The following is a 15,815-nucleotide window of genomic DNA, read 5'->3' on the forward strand; positions in this document are numbered from 1 at the left end:
GCATGGACTCAGTCGCACCAGTGGATGCGCAGTCGGGGGCCGGCCAGGTCGATCGCGTTGAGGATGGGATACAGCTGGGCGTTGTTGCTTTCCAGTGCCTGCTTCAGCACTTCCAGCTTCTGCTTGCCACGGAGCAGCAACAGGCGCCGGCGGCAGTCGCCCAGCCCACGTGGGGTCAGGGTGATGCGCAGCGGCCACTGATTGGCACCAGGACAGCCGGTGGCGTCCAGCGCGGCGTAGGGCAGGGTACTTTCCAGCGCCCGTGCCAGGTCGCGCGAGCCCGGGAACAGCGACGCGGTGTGCCCGTCGTTGCCCATGCCCAGCACCGCAAGACTGGGCGGACGGCCCTGCCGGGCCTGCAGGTTGGCGTCGTGCACGCAGTCGGGCAGCGGCTTGCCAACCCATACCAGCGGCTCGAAATGCGCGCCTTCGGCACGCGTGAGCAGGTTCTGGCGCACCAGCCACGCGTTGCTGTCGCTGTCCCTGGGCGACAACCAGCGCTCGTCGACCAGGCTGACCTCGACCCGGTCCCACTGCACGTCCAGTTCCGCCAGCGCCTGGTACACCGGCGCCGGGGTGCCGCCGCCGGACAGCAGCAGGCGCGCGCGGCCGTCGGTGGCGATGTCGTCGTTGAGGTTCTGCGCCATCTCGGCGGCAACGGCCTCGATCCATGCATCGGCATCGCCGTGCCGGATCAGGGTGAAGCGCCCGGTATTGTCCAGTGCGTTCATGCGGTGCCTCCTGGCAGGTCACGTTCGAGATCGGCGGCATACGCCGCCGCGCCCAGCAGCCCGGCATGCGGATGCATCACCGCCAGCGACGGTACCCGGGCCATGATCGAGGAGAAGCGCCCCTTGTGTTCGAAGCGCTGGCGGAAGCCGGAATGCTGCAGTGAATCGAGCATCTTCGGCACCAGCCCGCCGGTCAGGAACACGCCGTCCCACGCGCCCTGGATCAGCACCAGGTCGCCGGCGATCGCGCCGAACACCGCGCAGAACAGATCCACCGTGCGCATCGCCTGCGGATCGCCATGCAGCGCACGCGCGGTGACGTCCACCGGCTGCAGCTGGCCCGGATCGACATCGGCCATCTCGCAGACCGCGCGATGGATGTTGACCAGGCCCGGGCCGCAGATCAGGCGTTCATTGGAAACCCGGCCGAACTGCTCGGACAGGATTTCCAGGATGCGGATTTCCTCCGGCGTGCCCGGCGGGAAGCTGACGTGGCCCCCTTCGGTTTCCAGCGGGTAACAGCGGCCGTGGCGCAGGATCAACCCGCCCACGCCCAGCCCGGTGCCCGGACCGATCACCGCATAGTTGCGCGGCTGGTCGGGCTTGCCCGGCGACCACGCCGCACCGCCGACCTGGACCACGTCCTGCGGCTGCAACAGCGAGATCGCCATTGCCTGCGCGGCGAAATCGTTGATCAGGTGCAGCTCGTCGAAGCCAAGCATGTGCGCGGTGCGCATGCGCGAGATCACCCACGGGTGGTTGGTGATGCGCGCTTCATCGCCATCCACGCGACCGGCCACGGCAAACACGCCGCGACGCGCCTCCGCGCCGATCTGTTCCAGATAGTGCCGCGCGGCATCGCCCAGCGACGGGAAGTCGGCCACCACGAACTCGCGGATGCTGTCATTGAGCAGCGGCGCGGCCAGGCTGGTATCGGCGAGCGCGAAGCGGGCGTTGGTGCCGCCGATGTCGGCGACCAGCGCCGGTTGGGTCGACACCGTCATGCCGGATCCTTGCGGCTGGCCTGCGCATCCACATCGGCGGGGAGGAAGCCGAACGCCTGTTCCGGGCCCCATTCGCCGGCCGGGTAGGGTTGCAGCGGCAGCTGCGCGTCCTTCCAGGCTTCGCTGACGCTGTCGATCCAGGCCCAGGCCGCACGCACTTCGTCGTCGCGCACGAACAGCGCGTGGTTGCCATTGAAGGCGTCCAGGAACAGCCGCTCATAGGCGATGCGGCGGTGCAGGCCGGTCGGTACCGACAGTTCGAGTTCCAGCGGGTGCAGTTCCAGCGCGCCCCATTCCGGGCCGGCCAGGCTGCTCATCAGGCCCAGCTCGATGTTTTCCTGCGGCTGCAGCTGGAAGGTGATGCGGTTCGGCGTCGCGTTGGCACGGGCGGGGCGCTCGAACAGCCAGTGCGTGACCGGCTTGAGCGTGACCACCACGCGACTGGTGCGCTCGGCCAGGCGCTTGCCGGTGACCAGGTGGAACGGCACCCCGGACCAGCGCCAGTTGTCGATGTGCGCGGTGACCCCGACGAAGGTTTCCACGTCGCTGCCTTCCGGCGGCTGGTAAGCCTGGGCCGGCTGGCCGTTGATGGTGCCGGCGGTGTAGCGGCCGCGCACGCTGTCGCGTGCCGCGTGCCGGGCGTCCAGCGGACGCAGCGCGCGCAGTACCTTGACCTTTTCATCGCGCACGCGGTCGGCTTCCAGCGACGCCGGCGGTTCCATCGCCACCAGGCACAGCAGCTGCAGGATGTGGCTCTGGACCATGTCGCGCAGCGCGCCGGAGCGTGCGTAGTACGCATCGCGTCCGTCCACGCCTTCGCTCTCGGCGACCAGGATGTGCACCGACTCGATGTAGTTGCGGTTCCACACCGCCTCCAGCAGCGTGTTGCCGAAGCGCAGCGCGATCAGGTTCTGCACCGCCGCCTTGCCCAGGTAGTGATCCAGGCGGAACACGCGGTCTTCGTCGATCCACTGGCCGATGGTGGCCAGGATGTGGTCGGCGCTCTCGCTGTCGCTGCCGATCGGCTTTTCCAGCATCAGCCGGTGCGGCGCTGCCAGCGCTCCGCCCAGGGCCAGGCCTTCGCAGGTGGAGATGTACAGGCCCGGCGGAATGGCCAGGTAGCTTACGCAGTTGCCGTGGACCAGGTCGCGTACCGATTCGGCCACCGAGTGCGCATCGCGCAGGTCGACCGACCGGTAGTCGATGCGCTCGAGCAGCGACTGGATGGAGTCCAGGCTCGCACTCGGCATGGCCTGCTGCAGACGCGGACGCAGGATGTCGCGGAACGCGTCGGTGTCATGTGCCGACAGCGCCAGGGCGCGGATCTTGAAGTTTTCCGGCAGCAGGCCGTCGCCCAGCAGGCGCAGCAACGAAGGGAACAGGTAGCGCTGGGCGAGGTCGCCGGTGGCGCCGAACAGGAAGAGGGTGTCGTGCATCGCTCGAGTTTCAGATCCGGGTGACATCGTTGTCAATCGCTTCTCGTCTATGTTCTCGGGGGTCCAGCAGGTGGCGGTGTCCAGTTGTTGCTGTGCAGCATGAACAGGCGCGTACCCACGCATGATGGGGCATGTCACGGGCGAATCGGGAGAATGTCTCTCCCTGGATTCGACACGGCCACGACCGACCATTGGATACTGCCACGTGAAAACGTTTACATGGCAGAATGCGCAGACTGTATTCGATTGCAGTGGTCGCCGTCATGCGGCACCACGCCATCGCGCTGCCATCGGGAGGGCCGACGGCAGTTCCGCACAACGGCCCGGCAGCGGGCGGACTGGAATGGGTGACATGGCAAAAGTGCAGTTGCAGGGCGTACGCAAGGTTTACGACAACGGCCAGGTGGCCGTGCAGGGCGCGACCTTCGAAGTGGCCGATGGGGAATTGATGGTCCTGGTGGGACCGTCGGGGTGTGGCAAATCGACCCTGCTGCGCATGGTGGCTGGGCTGGAGGAAATCAGCGGCGGCACGCTGAGCATCGGCGACCGGGTGGTCAACGACGTGGCGCCCAAGGATCGCGACATCGCCATGGTGTTCCAGAGTTACGCGCTGTATCCGCACATGACCGTGGCCGAGAACCTCGCCTTCGGGCTGAAGCTGCGCGGCCACGACAAGGCCACCATCGCCAAGCGGGTCGACGAAGCGGCGCAGACCCTGGGCCTGACCGACATGCTGGACAAGCTGCCCAAGGCGATGTCCGGCGGCCAGCGTCAGCGCGTGGCGTTGGGCCGCGCCCTGGTACGCGAACCGGCGGTGTTCCTGCTGGACGAACCGCTGTCCAACCTCGATGCCAAGCTGCGCCACAGCGTGCGTACCGAGATCGCGCAGCTGCACCGCAAGCTCGGCACGACGATGATCTACGTGACCCACGACCAGGTCGAGGCGATGACCCTGGGCCAGCGCATCGTGGTGCTCAAGGACGGGGTGATCCAGCAGATCGACACGCCGATGGCGCTGTATGACCGCCCGGCCAATCTGTTCGTGGCCGGGTTCCTCGGCAGTCCCGCGATGAACGTGCTGCGCGGCACCCTGCAGCAGGGCGAGGCCGGCGTGGTCGTGCGGGACGGCGCGCTGCGTGCGCCGCTGGGTGCGGCGACGATCGAGCCGGCCTGGATCGGGCGGACCCTGGCGGTGGGCGTGCGCCCGGAGCACCTGCAGCCGGCGGCCGCAGGCGATGCGACCGCGTTCGAGGCGGTGATCGACGGAATCGAGCCGGTGGGCAACGAGATCTTCGTCAACATGACCCACGGTGGCCAGCCGCTGGTGATGCGCGTGGCGCCGCAGGCGTTGCCGGCGGTGGGCGGCACGATCCGCGTGGCGATCCAGCCGCAGGGGCTGCATTTCTTCGATGCGGAGTCCGGCGAGCGGTTGAACCACGACGCGTGAGGCCTCGGGTCACGACCAACGGTCGTGACCTACCGGCAAACCGTCCGGAACGCGCCGCGGCAGAGGTAGGTCACGACCGTTGGTCGTGACAGGGCACCAGAGGCAGGTCACGACCGTTGGTCGTGACACAGGCCCCCTCACCGGGCCAGACCGTCCAGCAACGGGACCGGGTGGGCCTCAACGCCGTTGATGCGCAACGCGCCTTCGGGCATTTCCAGCGGCAACACCGCCAACGCCAGGTCGCCTGCCACGCTGGCCACGGTACCGGTATCCGCCCCGTCCCGCTGCACCTTGGCGCCGCTCTCGACGCCTTCGGCCACGCGCAGCAACTGCAACGCCCGCTTGGCCTTGCCCAGGAAATGCGTGCGCGCCACGATTTCCTGGCCGGGGTAGCAGCCCTTCTTCACGCTGTAGCCGTTCAACCGGTCCAACCCCAACTGCTGCGGGGTCCACTGCTCGCGCTGGTCCGGGTCCAGGCGCGGCAGTCCATAGCGCAGGTCGGACTGGCGCCAGGCCAATGCGAAGGCAGGGTCAGGCGCGTCCATATCGGGTGGCAGCGGGCCGATCGTCAGGGTCCGCGGCAGCGCGTCGCTGCCCACGTCCAGCGCCATCACCTCGCCATGCTGCGCAATCGCGGCCCCGCTGGCCGCTTCCGGCGCAGTGAAGCTGCCGGCCACGACCAGATCATCGCGGATCTCGATCTTCACCTTCCGGCGGAACACGAAACGCTGCAACTGCGACGCAATCGCATCGGCATCGCCGTTGGCCAGCACCAGCAGCACGTGCCCGGCGTCTACCTTCAACAGCTGAAACACAGACAGGGTGCGGCCCTTGGCGCTCAGCCAGGCGCTCCACTGCCAGTGCCCGGGGGGCAGGGCGGTGACATCGCTGGAGAATTGGGCGTGGGCGAACAGCGCCGCTTCGGTGCCGCGCAGACTGAGCAGCGCGTGACCGGAAAGACGCTTGAAACCGATGAAATCCATGGGCAGGTTGTCAGGCACGTGAACGGGGTCTAAAATTTGTGCGTTGCGAGACCACCCATGATAGGCCAAACAACCCCCACTCCAGATTCCGAACCTGAAGCCCCGCTGGTGCCGGAAGAGCAGACGCTCGTCCCGACGCCGGAGGTGCCTGTGGAGATCGGCGGCCGCGGCGGACTTGATCCGGTGCGGTATGGAGACTGGGAGAAAAACGGACGCTGCATCGATTTCTGATCAGCATTGAGCCAACGCGGCATTGTGCCGCCCAGCCGAGACAACGAGCCCAGCGAATGGCCGCCAGAGAACGTCCCCTTTCCCCGCACCTTCAGGTGTATCGCTGGCAGATCCAGATGGCCACCTCGATCCTGCATCGAGCCACCGGCATCTTTCTGTCTGTTGGAGCCCTGATCATCGCGGGCGGCCTGCTCGCCCTGATGATGGGTCCTGAATCCTGGAACTGCTTCACCGGCCACGCCGGCAGCTGGTACGGCAAGCTGTTCCTGTTCGCATGGACGTGGTCGTTCGCCTACCACCTGTGCAACGGCATCCGCCACATCGTGCAGGACTTCGCGATCGGCTTCAGCATTCCCGCCTTCGTGCGCAGCAGCTGGCTGTCGGTGTTCGCCAGCCTGGTGATCACCGCGCTGGTCTGGGCCTACGTCTTCCTCGGAGCCGCCGCATGAACAAGTTCCGTACCCCGCTGAAGAACGTGCGCGGCCTGGGCGCGGCCAAGACCGGCACCGAGCATTTCGTGCTGCAGCGCCTGACCGCCACCGCGCTGGTGCCGCTGACGATCTGGTTCCTGGTCTTCGTGCTGGGCCTGATCAACGCCGATTACCTGACCGCCGCCGATGCCGTGTCCAAACCGTGGAACGCCATCCTGCTGGTCGGCTTCCTGGTGGCCATGTTCTGGCACGCCCAGATCGGCCTGCAGGTCGTGCTGGAAGACTATATCCACAACTCGCTGCTGGCCCTGGCGCTGCAGACCACGGTGAAGTTCATCGCCGTGCTCGGCGCGATCGTCAGTGTTTTTGCGGTCGCCCGCATTGCGCTCGGCGTTGCCTGAGTCCAGGCACCAAGACAGGAATCCAGAGTAGATGTCCGCTTACAAGATTACCGAACACAAGTACGACATGGTCGTGGTGGGCGCCGGCGGTGCCGGTCTGCGCGCCACGTTCGGCCTTGCCGCCAAGGGCCTGCAGACGGTCTGCCTGACCAAGGTCTTCCCGACCCGTTCGCACACCGTGGCCGCGCAGGGCGGTATCTCCGCCGCGCTGGGCAACATGGGCGAAGACGACTGGCGCTACCACTTCTACGACACCATCAAGGGCTCGGACTGGCTGGGCGACCAGGACGCCATCGAGTACATGTGCCGCGAGGCGATCCCGGCGATCATCGAGCTGGAACACTACGGCGTGCCGTTCAGCCGCACCGAAGAGGGCAAGATCTACCAGCGCCCGTTCGGTGGCATGACCACCAAGTACGGCGAAGGCCCGGCGGCGCAGCGTACCTGCGCGGCCGCCGACCGTACCGGCCACGCCATGCTGCACACCCTGTACCAGCAGTCGCTGAAGCACGATGCGCGCTTCATGATCGAGTACTTCGCGCTGGACCTGATCTTCGATGAAGAAGGTGCCTGCCGCGGCGTGCTCGCGCTGGACATGTCCGACGGCTCGCTGCACCTGTTCCGCGCCCAGGGCGTGGTGCTGGCCACCGGCGGCTATGGCCGTGCCTACTTCAGCGCCACCTCGGCGCATACCTGCACCGGCGACGGGGGCGGCCTGGGCAGGCGCGCCGGCATCGCCATGCAGGACATGGAGTTCGTGCAGTTCCACCCGACCGGCATCTACGGCGCGGGCTGCCTGATCACCGAGGGTGTCCGCGGTGAAGGCGGCATCCTGCGCAACAGCAACGGCGAGCGCTTCATGGAACGCTACGCACCGCATTACAAGGACCTGGCCTCGCGCGACGTGGTGGCCCGTTCGATGACCATTGAGATCCGCGAAGGCCGCGGCGTCGGCGAGCACAAGGACCACATCCTGCTCGACCTGACCCACCTCGGCCCGGGCGTGATCGACGAGAAGCTGCCGGGCATCGCCGAAAGCGCCCGCATCTTCGCCGGCGTCGACGTGCACAAGCAGCCGATCCCGGTCATCCCGACCGTGCACTACAACATGGGCGGCATCCCGACCAACTTCCATGGCGAAGTGGTGCGCAAGGTCGGCGACAACAACGATGCCGTGGTCCCGGGCCTGTACGCGATCGGCGAGGCGGCCTGCGTGTCGGTGCACGGTGCCAACCGCCTCGGCTCGAACTCGCTGCTGGACCTGGTGGTGTTCGGTCGTGCGGTGGCCAACCGCTGTGCCGAAACGATCAAGCCCGGCGCGACCCACAAGCCGCTGGCCGCGGACGCCTGCGACAAGGCCCTGGGCCTGCTGGACAAGCTGCGCTACGCCAACGGCGACACCCCGACCTCGGTCATCCGCGACAACATGCAGCGCACCATGCAGGCCGACGCGGCCGTGTTCCGTACCAGCGAAACGCTGAAGGAAGGCTGCGCGAAGATGGCGCAGGTGTTCGATTCGTTCCAGGACGTGAAGGTCAGCGACCGTTCGCTGGTCTGGAACTCGGACCTGATCGAAACCTACGAGCTGAACAACCTGCTGCTCAACGCGGTGGCGACGATCAACTCGGCCGAACAGCGCAAGGAAAGCCGTGGTGCGCACGCGCACGAGGATTATCCGGACCGCGACGACGTCAACTGGCACAAGCACACCCTGGTCAGTGTCGACGACACCGGCAAGTGCAGCTTCGATTACCGTCCGGTGCACATGTACACGCTGACCGACGAGGTTGCCGTGGTGCCGCCGAAGCCGCGCGTGTACTGATCGCGACCCCCGCCTACCATGCAATCCGCGCCTTGAGGGCGCGGGCCGCCTGAGCCAACGAGAGCAGCCATGGCCGAGTTTTCCCTGCCAAAGAATTCCAAGATCACGAAGGGCAAGCACTTCCCCGCCAAGAGCGGTGGCAAGAACCTGCGTACCTTCAAGGTCTACCGCTGGAGTCCCGACGACGACAGCAATCCGCGCACCGATACGTACGAGATCGACTTGGACGCCTGCGGCCCGATGGTCCTGGACGCGCTGATCAAGATCAAGAACGAGATCGACCCGACCCTGACCTTCCGCCGGTCGTGCCGCGAGGGTATCTGCGGTTCGTGCGCGATGAACATCGACGGCACCAACACCCTGGCCTGCACCCGTGCCATTGCCGACTGCGGCAAGGCCGAAGTGCCGATCTACCCGCTGCCGCACATGAGCGTGATCAAGGACCTGGTGCCGGACCTGACGCATTTCTACGCCCAGTACGCGTCGATCAAGCCGTGGATCCGCACCCAGACACCGGCGCCGCCGGACCGCGAGCGCCTGCAGTCGCCGGAAGACCGCAAGAAGCTCGACGGGCTGTACGAGTGCATCCTGTGCGCGTGCTGCTCGACCAGCTGCCCGAGCTACTGGTGGAACGGCGAGCGTTACCTGGGCCCGGCGATCCTGCTGCAGGCCTACCGCTGGATCATCGACTCGCGCGATGAAGACACCGGTGCGCGCCTGGACGATTTGGAAGATCCGTTCAAGCTGTACCGCTGCCACACCATCATGAACTGCGCCCGGACCTGCCCGAAGGGCCTGAACCCGGCGCTGGCGATCGCCGAGATCAAGAAGCTGATGATGGCGCGCCGCGCCTGAGGAAGGCGGGTGACACGCGTGGCGTGTCACTACGGTGGATTGACCCGCGTAGCGACACGCCGTGCGTGTCCCAGGCGGTAATGATGGAAACTGGTGGAGCCGCGCCCCCTTGACATTGGGGGCGCCTTTGTTTTCAGCGCGTCGCCACGCGCCCGTGTACTGCCGCGCACTCGGATGACGTGCTCTAGTCTGGAAACCCGGAAAATGGACGAAGCAACCCTCCTGAAGAAACTCCGCTGGCGCTGCCGTCGCGGCATGCGCGAGCTGGACCAGCTGTTCGAGCGGTATCTCGACCGCCAGTGGCCCAGTGCGCCTACCGACGAGCGCGAGGTTTTCCTGCGCCTGCTCGACTGCGAAGACGATAAATTGTGGCGCTGGTTCATGGGTTACGAGGGATGTCCCGATGCCCAGCTCGCCGACCTCATCGCCCGGATCCGCGCCCTGCCGGCTTGAGTGGCGCCCCTCGCGCTGGCAGCTCGCCGCGCACCTGCTGTTCGCCGCACTGATGCCGTGGGTGGCGCATGCCAGCGCACTGCCCCCGCTGGCACAGTGGCCGTTGGGCCTGCTGGCCGCCGCGATTGTGTCAGGTCAGGCCTGGCGCTACGCCCGCCGACGGCCCCACGCCATTGTCATTCCCGCCAGCGACCGCCCTGCCTGCGTCGACGGGCAGCCGGTGGAGGCCCTGGCCCTGCACGACCGCGGTCCGCTGCTGCAGCTGTGCTGGCGCTGCCACGGCCGCCGCCAGGCCTGCCTGTTCTGGCCCGATACGCTGACGGCCACCCGGCGGCGTGAACTCCGGCTGGCGATCCGGTCCCGTCCCATTTCCCGTTCACGTCCGTGATGGCACCATAGCCTGAATTGTCCGGCGTACCTGCATGTTCAAACCCATCCCCGTGTCCATCGGCCTGCGCTATCTGCGGGCCAAGCGCCGCAACGGCTTCATCTCCTTCATCTCCATGGCCTCGATCCTCGGCATCGCGCTGGGCGTGACCGTGCTGATCACCACCCTGGCGGTGATGAGCGGCTTCCAGAAGGAGATCCGCGACCGCCTGCTGCAGATGACCGCGCATACCACGGTCACCACCGACGGCGCGCCGATGTCGGACTGGCAGCGCACCCTCGACGTGGCCCACAAGGATCCGCGCGTGGCCGGCGCCGCGCCGTACATCGAGATCCAGGCGATGCTCAGCGGCCCGCGCGTGCAGGGGGCGATCGTGCAGGGCATCGATCCGAAGCTGGAGCCCGCGGTTTCGGTGATCAACACCAAGGTGAAGAAGGGCAGCTTCGACAGCCTGACCGAAGGCAGCTACAACCTGCTGGTCGGCCAGGAACTGGCGCTGTGGCTTGGCGTGGACGTGGGCGACACCGTGCTGGTGACCCTGGCCGAAGTGCAGGGCACGCCGATGGGCGCGATGCCGCGGCTGAAGCGGTTTACTGTCAGCGGCATCTTCGAGGCCGGCTACAACGAGATCGACCGCGGCGTGGCCTACGCCAACATGGCCGACCTGGAGCGCGTGCTGCGCATGGACGGGGTGACCGGCGTGCGGCTGAAGCTGCACGACATGGACAAGGCGTTCGACGTTGGCTACGACCTGGCGCAGGCGCTGGGTGGCGCCTACCGGGTCAGCGACTGGACCAGGCAGAACGCCAACCTGTACCACTCGCTGCGCATGGAAAAGGTGGTGATGGGCATCCTGCTCTCGCTGATCATCGCCATGGGCGCGTTCAACCTGGTGTCCTCGCAGGTCATGCTGGTGACCGACAAGCAGGCCGACATCGCGATCCTGCGCACGCTGGGCCTGACCCCCAGCGGGGTCATGCAGGTGTTCATGGTGCAGGGCTCGCTGATCGGCATCTTCGGCACCGTGCTCGGCGTGGTCGGCGGCATCACGTTGACCTTGAACCTGGAGCGCATCCTCGGTGCGATCGAGACCCTGTTCAACGTCAAGCTGCTGCCCGAAGACGTCTATTACATCACCGGCCTGCCGACCGACATGCAGACCCCGGACATCGTCATCATCACCGTGGTCGCGCTGGTCATGAGCTTCCTCGCCACCCTGTATCCCGCGTGGCGCGCTGCCCGCACCCAGCCGGCCGAGGCCCTGCGCTATGAATGAGCCGATCAACCGCGGCGACGAAGTGATCCGTGCCCAGGGCCTGGCCAAGACCTACGCCGAAGGACGCATGCAGACCCCGGTGTTCAACGGCCTGGACCTGAGCGTGGCTGCCGGCGAGACCGTGGCCATCATCGGTGCCTCCGGCGCCGGCAAGAGCACGCTGCTGCACCTGTTGGGCGGGCTGGATACGCCCACCGCCGGCGAAGTGTTCGTGGCCGGCAACCAGATGTCGGCGCTGTCCGATGGGCAGCGTGGCCGCCTGCGCAACCGCGCGCTGGGCTTCGTGTACCAGTTCCACCACCTGCTGCCCGAGTTCACCGCGCTGGAAAACGTGATGATGCCGGTGCTGCTGGGCGGTGACGCCGTGCCCGACGCCCGGGGCCGCGCGCAGGCGCTGCTGGAATCGGTGGGCCTGGGCCACCGGCTGGAGCACAAGCCGGGCGAACTGTCCGGTGGCGAGCGCCAGCGTGCCGCGGTGGCGCGCGCGCTGGTCAACCGCCCGGCCTGCGTGCTCGGCGACGAGCCGACCGGCAACCTGGACGACAAGACCGCTGCGACCGTGTTCGAACTGATGCTGGAGCTGAATCGGGCGCACCACACCAGCCTGGTGCTGGTGACCCACGACCGCAGCCTGGCGCGCAAGCTGGACCGGGTACTGGAACTGCGCGAAGGTCGCCTGCACGCCCTGGCCCACGACCAGGTCTGAGCTGGCGGCTGAACGGCTGGCGGGGCGGGGCAGCGGCCGCGCCCCGGCCGGTCCATCATCGGCGTATCGACCGCCTGGAGGTGCCATGAAACGCCTGATCGCCTTGATTGCCCTGGGCATGCTGCTGTCCGGTTGCGCCACCGGCCGCCTGACCAGTGCCGAGCGCCTGGCGCTGTACCGCGCCCATGCCGGTCCGCCGCAGCAATCGATGCAGTACTTCGGCTCGCTCAACGGATGGACCGAACTGGGCGACAGCGCGCTGGCGGTCTGGACGCGTCCGAGCGAGGCCTACCTGATCGAACTGCGCGGCCCGTGCTACGGCCTCAGCTATGCCACCGCGATCGGGCTGACCAGCCAGTCCGGCCAGGTGTCGTCGCGCTTCGACCGGGTGCTGGTGCGCGACCCCAACAGCGGCCCGACGGTGCCGTGCTTCATCGGCAGCATCCGCAGGCTGGACGTCAAGGCGCTGCGCGCGTCGGAACAGGAAATGCGCCAGGCGCAGGTCCAGGAGCGCGAAGCAGGGCAGACGCCGCCGGTGGAATAGGTCGGTCGCACGACCCACGGTCGCACGACCAACGGTCGTGCGCTACCCACGGCTGTCAGGCCTCGGGCACGTAGCCGGCCGGCGTCTCGGCGCCACCGCTGAAGAGGTACTTCACCAGCTCTTCTTCCAGGAACGCGCGATGCTTCGGGTCGCGGGGCGAGAGCCGGTTCTCGTTGATCAGCATGGTCTGGTGGGCCAGCCACTTGGACCAGGCACTCTTGCCGATCTCGTTGAAGATGCGCTGGCCCAGCGCGCCGGGATAGGGCACGAAGTCGAGTCCTTCGGTGTCGCGTTGTTCGTACTGGCAGAAAACGGTGCGGGGCATGGGCTACTCGATGGTCTTCCAAGTCGTTGCAGCGCGTAGTTTACGGCGTGCGGGCGGGAGCGGCGGCGGGCTGCCGGTCTCGAGCAGCTTGCGGATCGGGGCCGGCAGGCCCAGCGCAGGCAGCTCCTGCGCCGACACCCAGCGCAGCCCGGGCGGTGCCTGGCGCAGGCCGTCAACCCGCCGCGCCAGGATCTGCAGGTGCAGTCGATAGTGGCTGAAGGTGTGCAGGAGCACCGGCAGTTCCTCGGCGTCCTCCAGCGAACCGAGCACATGCACGTCGAACCAGTCCTGCAGTGCACTGCCGCTGTCGGCCTGCGGCAGCGTCCACAGCTGTGCCCAGATGCCGGTGTCCGGCCGCTTCTGCAGCAGCACACGCCCTTGCGCATCGCGCAGCAGCAGCGCCACCGCCTCCCGCTCGGGCAGCACCTTGCTGGGCTTCGGCGTGGGCAGCTGGTCGGTGCGGCCTTCGCGGCGCGCCACGCAGTCGTCCTGCAGTGGGCAGATCGCACAGGCGGGCCGGCTGCGGGTGCAGATCGTGGCGCCCAGGTCCATCTGCGCCTGGGTGTAATCGGCCAGGCGTCGGTCCGGCACATGCTCCACGTGACCTTGTGCCAGCGCCCACAGGACTTTCTCCACCGCCGGCAGGCCCGGGAACCCCTCGATGCCGTGATAGCGGGTGAGCACGCGCTTGACGTTGCCATCGAGGATCGCGAAGCGGTCGTTCCAGGCCTGGCTGAGGATCGCCCCGGCGGTGCTGCGTCCGATGCCCGGCAGTGCATGCAGAGCATCGACGTCACGTGGCAGGTCGCCGCCGTGCAGTTCGACACACCGTTGCGCGGCGGCATGCAGGTTGCGCGCGCGGGCGTAGTAGCCCAGCCCCGCCCACTGCGCCATCACCGCGTCGTTGCTGGCGGCGGCAAGGTCGGGCAGGGTGGGGAACACGGTCAGGAATTTGAGGAAGTACGGAATGACCGTGGCGACCTGGGTCTGCTGCAGCATGATTTCCGACAGCCACACCCGGTACGGCGTGCGCGGATGCTGCCACGGCAGGTCATGCCGGCCATGCCCGTCGAACCACGGCAGCAGCCGCCCGACGAAGGCATCCCGGGGGGCGGGTGTGTCGCTGGCGGGTCGCTGGCGGGGCATGGGGCCTGCGGTGTGCTCAGCCGCCCAGCGCTTCCGGCAGCAATGCGTCCACGAACGCTTCCGGATCGAACACGCGCAGGTCTTCAGGACGCTCGCCGATGCCGGCGAAGCGGATGGGAATGCCGAATTCGCGGGCCAATGCGAACACCACGCCACCCTTGGCGGTGCCGTCCAGCTTGGTCACCACCAGGCCGGTGACGTTCACTGCGGCATGGAACTGGCGCAGCTGCGAAAGCGCGTTCTGGCCGGTGGTGCCATCAATGACCATCAGCACCTCGTGCGGTGCGGTTTCATCGATCTTGCCGAGCACGCGGCGGATCTTGCCCAGCTCGTTCATCAACCCGCCCTGGGTGTGCAGGCGGCCGGCGGTATCGGCGATCAGCACGTCGGTGCCACGGGCCTTGCCGGCCTGCAGCGCATCGAACGCCACCGACGCGGCGTCGGCGTTCTGGCCCTGCGCGACCACGGCCACGCCGTTGCGCTCGCCCCAGGCCTGCAGCTGCGCCACGGCGGCGGCGCGGAAGGTGTCGCCGGCGGCCAGCATCAGGCTGTGGCCGTCGTCCTTGAAGCGCTTGGCCAGCTTGCCGATGGTGGTGGTCTTGCCGACGCCGTTGACGCCGACGGTGAGGATCACGAAGGGTTTTGCGCTGCGGTCGATCACCAACGGGCGGGCGACCGGCTGCAGGATCGCGATCAGGTCGGCGCGCAGCGCCTTCAACAACGCGTTCGCGTCGGTGAATTCGCGCGCCTTCATGCGCTTGCGCAGGCCTTCCACCAATGCGGTGGTGGCACCCACGCCGACATCGGCAGTGATCAGCGCGGTTTCCAGTTCATCCAGCAGGTCGTCGTCGAGCTTGGGATTGCGCGAGAACAGGCCGCCGAAGCTGCGTGCGATGACGCTGTTGCGCAGGCGGTCGCGCCAACCGGTCTTGCCCGGCGCGGCGGGTGCCGCTTCGTCAAAGGCGGTCGGGGCGGCCAGCGGCTGCAGCGCTTCCTGCACGATATCGGTGGCGACCACGACCGGGGCCGGCGGATAGAGCGGGGTGGGTGCGGCCTGCACGGCTTCGATGCGTGGCGCATCGACCGGGGCCGGCGGGGGAACCACCGGGGCGGCTGCGTCGGCGCCGGGCGTTGCCACCGGGGCTGCCGGTGCTGCCGTGGGGGCGGACGCGGCGGCGGGGACGGCGGGGACGGCGGGCGCTGGAGCCGGTACGACCGGTTCGGCCTCGGCGGCGGACGGGAACGCGGCGGCCAGTTCCTCAGCGGTGTAGTGCTGGGTCTTGGGCGCGTCCTGCGGAGCGTCCTGGGGCTTTTTGCGACGGAAGAAACTGAGCATGGGATTCGGCGCTGAAATCAGGGGGATATGCTACCACCCGGGCCCGTAAGGCCCGCGTGGAGCGGCGGGCGGGTCGCGGTATTGCCGGCGCCTGCGCACGACCAACGGTCGTGCGCTACCCGAAACGGCAGGTACCGACCGTTGATCGGTGCGCCGCAGATCACGGCAGGTACCGACCGTTGGTCGGTACGCCGCAGATCACGGCAGGTACCAACCGTCGGCCGGTACGCCGCAGATCACGGCAGGTACCGACCGTTGGTCGGTACGCCGCAGATCACGGCAGGTACCGACCGTCGGTCG

Annotated in this window: 18 protein-coding genes; 11 read left to right on the plus strand and 7 right to left on the minus strand. The window is 67.7% G+C overall.

Annotated features, from left to right (window positions below):
• Positions 1–8: 8 nt before the first annotated feature.
• The 3 genes from pgl to zwf are packed head-to-tail and all read right to left on the minus strand — an operon-like array spanning position 9 to position 3,171.
• Positions 9–731 (minus strand): 6-phosphogluconolactonase, encoded by a 723-nt coding sequence (gene pgl, locus ACIGII_RS08035; protein WP_399636639.1) that lies wholly within the window; start codon positions 729–731, stop codon positions 9–11.
• A complete protein-coding gene (glk, locus tag ACIGII_RS08040) occupies positions 728–1,735 on the minus strand; it encodes a glucokinase (protein ID WP_399636637.1) in 1,008 nt (335 codons plus the stop codon). Before glk ends, pgl begins: the two co-directional genes overlap by 4 nt.
• Complete coding sequence (zwf, locus tag ACIGII_RS08045; RefSeq protein WP_399636635.1) at positions 1,732–3,171, minus strand: glucose-6-phosphate dehydrogenase; 1,440 nt, start codon at positions 3,169–3,171, stop codon at positions 1,732–1,734. The genes glk and zwf overlap by 4 nt, the downstream gene beginning before the upstream one ends.
• A 352-nt stretch (positions 3,172–3,523) precedes the next feature.
• Here zwf and ACIGII_RS08050 point away from each other — a divergent pair, with 352 nt between their 5' ends.
• Positions 3,524–4,618, plus strand: coding sequence for an ABC transporter ATP-binding protein (locus ACIGII_RS08050; RefSeq protein WP_399636632.1), 1,095 nt, complete (start codon positions 3,524–3,526; stop codon positions 4,616–4,618).
• 137 nt (positions 4,619–4,755) lie between these two features.
• On the opposite strand, the gene ACIGII_RS08055 is transcribed toward ACIGII_RS08050, so the two are convergent.
• Positions 4,756–5,619 carry a YgfZ/GcvT domain-containing protein gene (locus ACIGII_RS08055; RefSeq protein WP_399636629.1) on the minus strand — a complete coding sequence of 288 codons (864 nt, stop codon included), beginning with the start codon at positions 5,617–5,619 and terminating at the stop codon, positions 4,756–4,758.
• A gap of 39 nt (positions 5,620–5,658) precedes the next feature.
• On the opposite strand from ACIGII_RS08055, the gene ACIGII_RS08060 reads away from it, so the two are divergent.
• The 10 genes from ACIGII_RS08060 (at position 5,659) to ACIGII_RS08105 (ending at position 12,708) form a co-directional block, all read left to right on the plus strand.
• The gene (locus tag ACIGII_RS08060) at positions 5,659–5,832 is read left to right on the plus strand and encodes a DUF1674 domain-containing protein (RefSeq protein ID WP_145477964.1); all 174 of its coding nucleotides are present in this window, start codon (positions 5,659–5,661) and stop codon (positions 5,830–5,832) included.
• A gap of 56 nt (positions 5,833–5,888) precedes the next feature.
• Entirely contained in the window at positions 5,889–6,281 is a 393-nt protein-coding gene (sdhC, locus tag ACIGII_RS08065; RefSeq protein ID WP_399636626.1) for a succinate dehydrogenase, cytochrome b556 subunit, read from the plus strand.
• The gene (gene sdhD, locus ACIGII_RS08070; protein ID WP_399636623.1) at positions 6,278–6,664 is read left to right on the plus strand and encodes a succinate dehydrogenase, hydrophobic membrane anchor protein; all 387 of its coding nucleotides are present in this window, start codon (positions 6,278–6,280) and stop codon (positions 6,662–6,664) included. Before sdhC ends, sdhD begins: the two co-directional genes overlap by 4 nt.
• A gap of 31 nt (positions 6,665–6,695) precedes the next feature.
• Positions 6,696–8,486 (plus strand): succinate dehydrogenase flavoprotein subunit, encoded by a 1,791-nt coding sequence (gene sdhA, locus ACIGII_RS08075; RefSeq protein ID WP_399657483.1) that lies wholly within the window; start codon positions 6,696–6,698, stop codon positions 8,484–8,486.
• 69 nt (positions 8,487–8,555) lie between these two features.
• Positions 8,556–9,341 carry a succinate dehydrogenase iron-sulfur subunit gene (locus ACIGII_RS08080; RefSeq protein WP_399636618.1) on the plus strand — a complete coding sequence of 262 codons (786 nt, stop codon included), beginning with the start codon at positions 8,556–8,558 and terminating at the stop codon, positions 9,339–9,341.
• Between the two features lie 204 nt (positions 9,342–9,545).
• Positions 9,546–9,794 (plus strand): succinate dehydrogenase assembly factor 2, encoded by a 249-nt coding sequence (locus ACIGII_RS08085; protein WP_399636615.1) that lies wholly within the window; start codon positions 9,546–9,548, stop codon positions 9,792–9,794.
• Positions 9,745–10,182, plus strand: coding sequence for a hypothetical protein (locus tag ACIGII_RS08090; RefSeq protein ID WP_399636612.1), 438 nt, complete (start codon positions 9,745–9,747; stop codon positions 10,180–10,182). Before ACIGII_RS08085 ends, ACIGII_RS08090 begins: the two co-directional genes overlap by 50 nt.
• Before the next feature lie 34 nt (positions 10,183–10,216).
• On the plus strand, positions 10,217–11,458 hold the full coding sequence (locus ACIGII_RS08095; RefSeq protein WP_399636610.1) for a lipoprotein-releasing ABC transporter permease subunit: 1,242 nt from the start codon (positions 10,217–10,219) through the stop codon (positions 11,456–11,458).
• Positions 11,451–12,164, plus strand: a complete 714-nt coding sequence (gene lolD, locus ACIGII_RS08100) for a lipoprotein-releasing ABC transporter ATP-binding protein LolD (protein ID WP_399636606.1) — start codon at positions 11,451–11,453, stop codon at positions 12,162–12,164. Before ACIGII_RS08095 ends, lolD begins: the two co-directional genes overlap by 8 nt.
• 85 nt (positions 12,165–12,249) lie before the next feature.
• Positions 12,250–12,708 carry a DUF6491 family protein gene (locus ACIGII_RS08105; RefSeq protein ID WP_399636603.1) on the plus strand — a complete coding sequence of 153 codons (459 nt, stop codon included), beginning with the start codon at positions 12,250–12,252 and terminating at the stop codon, positions 12,706–12,708.
• A gap of 55 nt (positions 12,709–12,763) precedes the next feature.
• Here ACIGII_RS08105 and ACIGII_RS08110 read toward each other — a convergent pair whose 3' ends face one another.
• The 3 genes from ACIGII_RS08110 to ftsY are packed head-to-tail and all read right to left on the minus strand — an operon-like array spanning position 12,764 to position 15,515.
• Positions 12,764–13,033, minus strand: coding sequence for an oxidative damage protection protein (locus tag ACIGII_RS08110; RefSeq protein WP_399636600.1), 270 nt, complete (start codon positions 13,031–13,033; stop codon positions 12,764–12,766).
• 3 nt (positions 13,034–13,036) lie between these two features.
• Complete coding sequence (mutY, locus tag ACIGII_RS08115; protein WP_399636598.1) at positions 13,037–14,179, minus strand: A/G-specific adenine glycosylase; 1,143 nt, start codon at positions 14,177–14,179, stop codon at positions 13,037–13,039.
• A 16-nt stretch (positions 14,180–14,195) separates the two neighbouring features.
• On the minus strand, positions 14,196–15,515 hold the full coding sequence (gene ftsY, locus ACIGII_RS08120; RefSeq protein ID WP_399636595.1) for a signal recognition particle-docking protein FtsY: 1,320 nt from the start codon (positions 15,513–15,515) through the stop codon (positions 14,196–14,198).
• Positions 15,516–15,815: the final 300 nt, after the last annotated feature.

It is taken from the genome of Stenotrophomonas sp. NPDC077420, from assembly GCF_044543385.1.
Taxonomy (GTDB): Bacteria; Pseudomonadota; Gammaproteobacteria; order Xanthomonadales; family Xanthomonadaceae; genus Stenotrophomonas.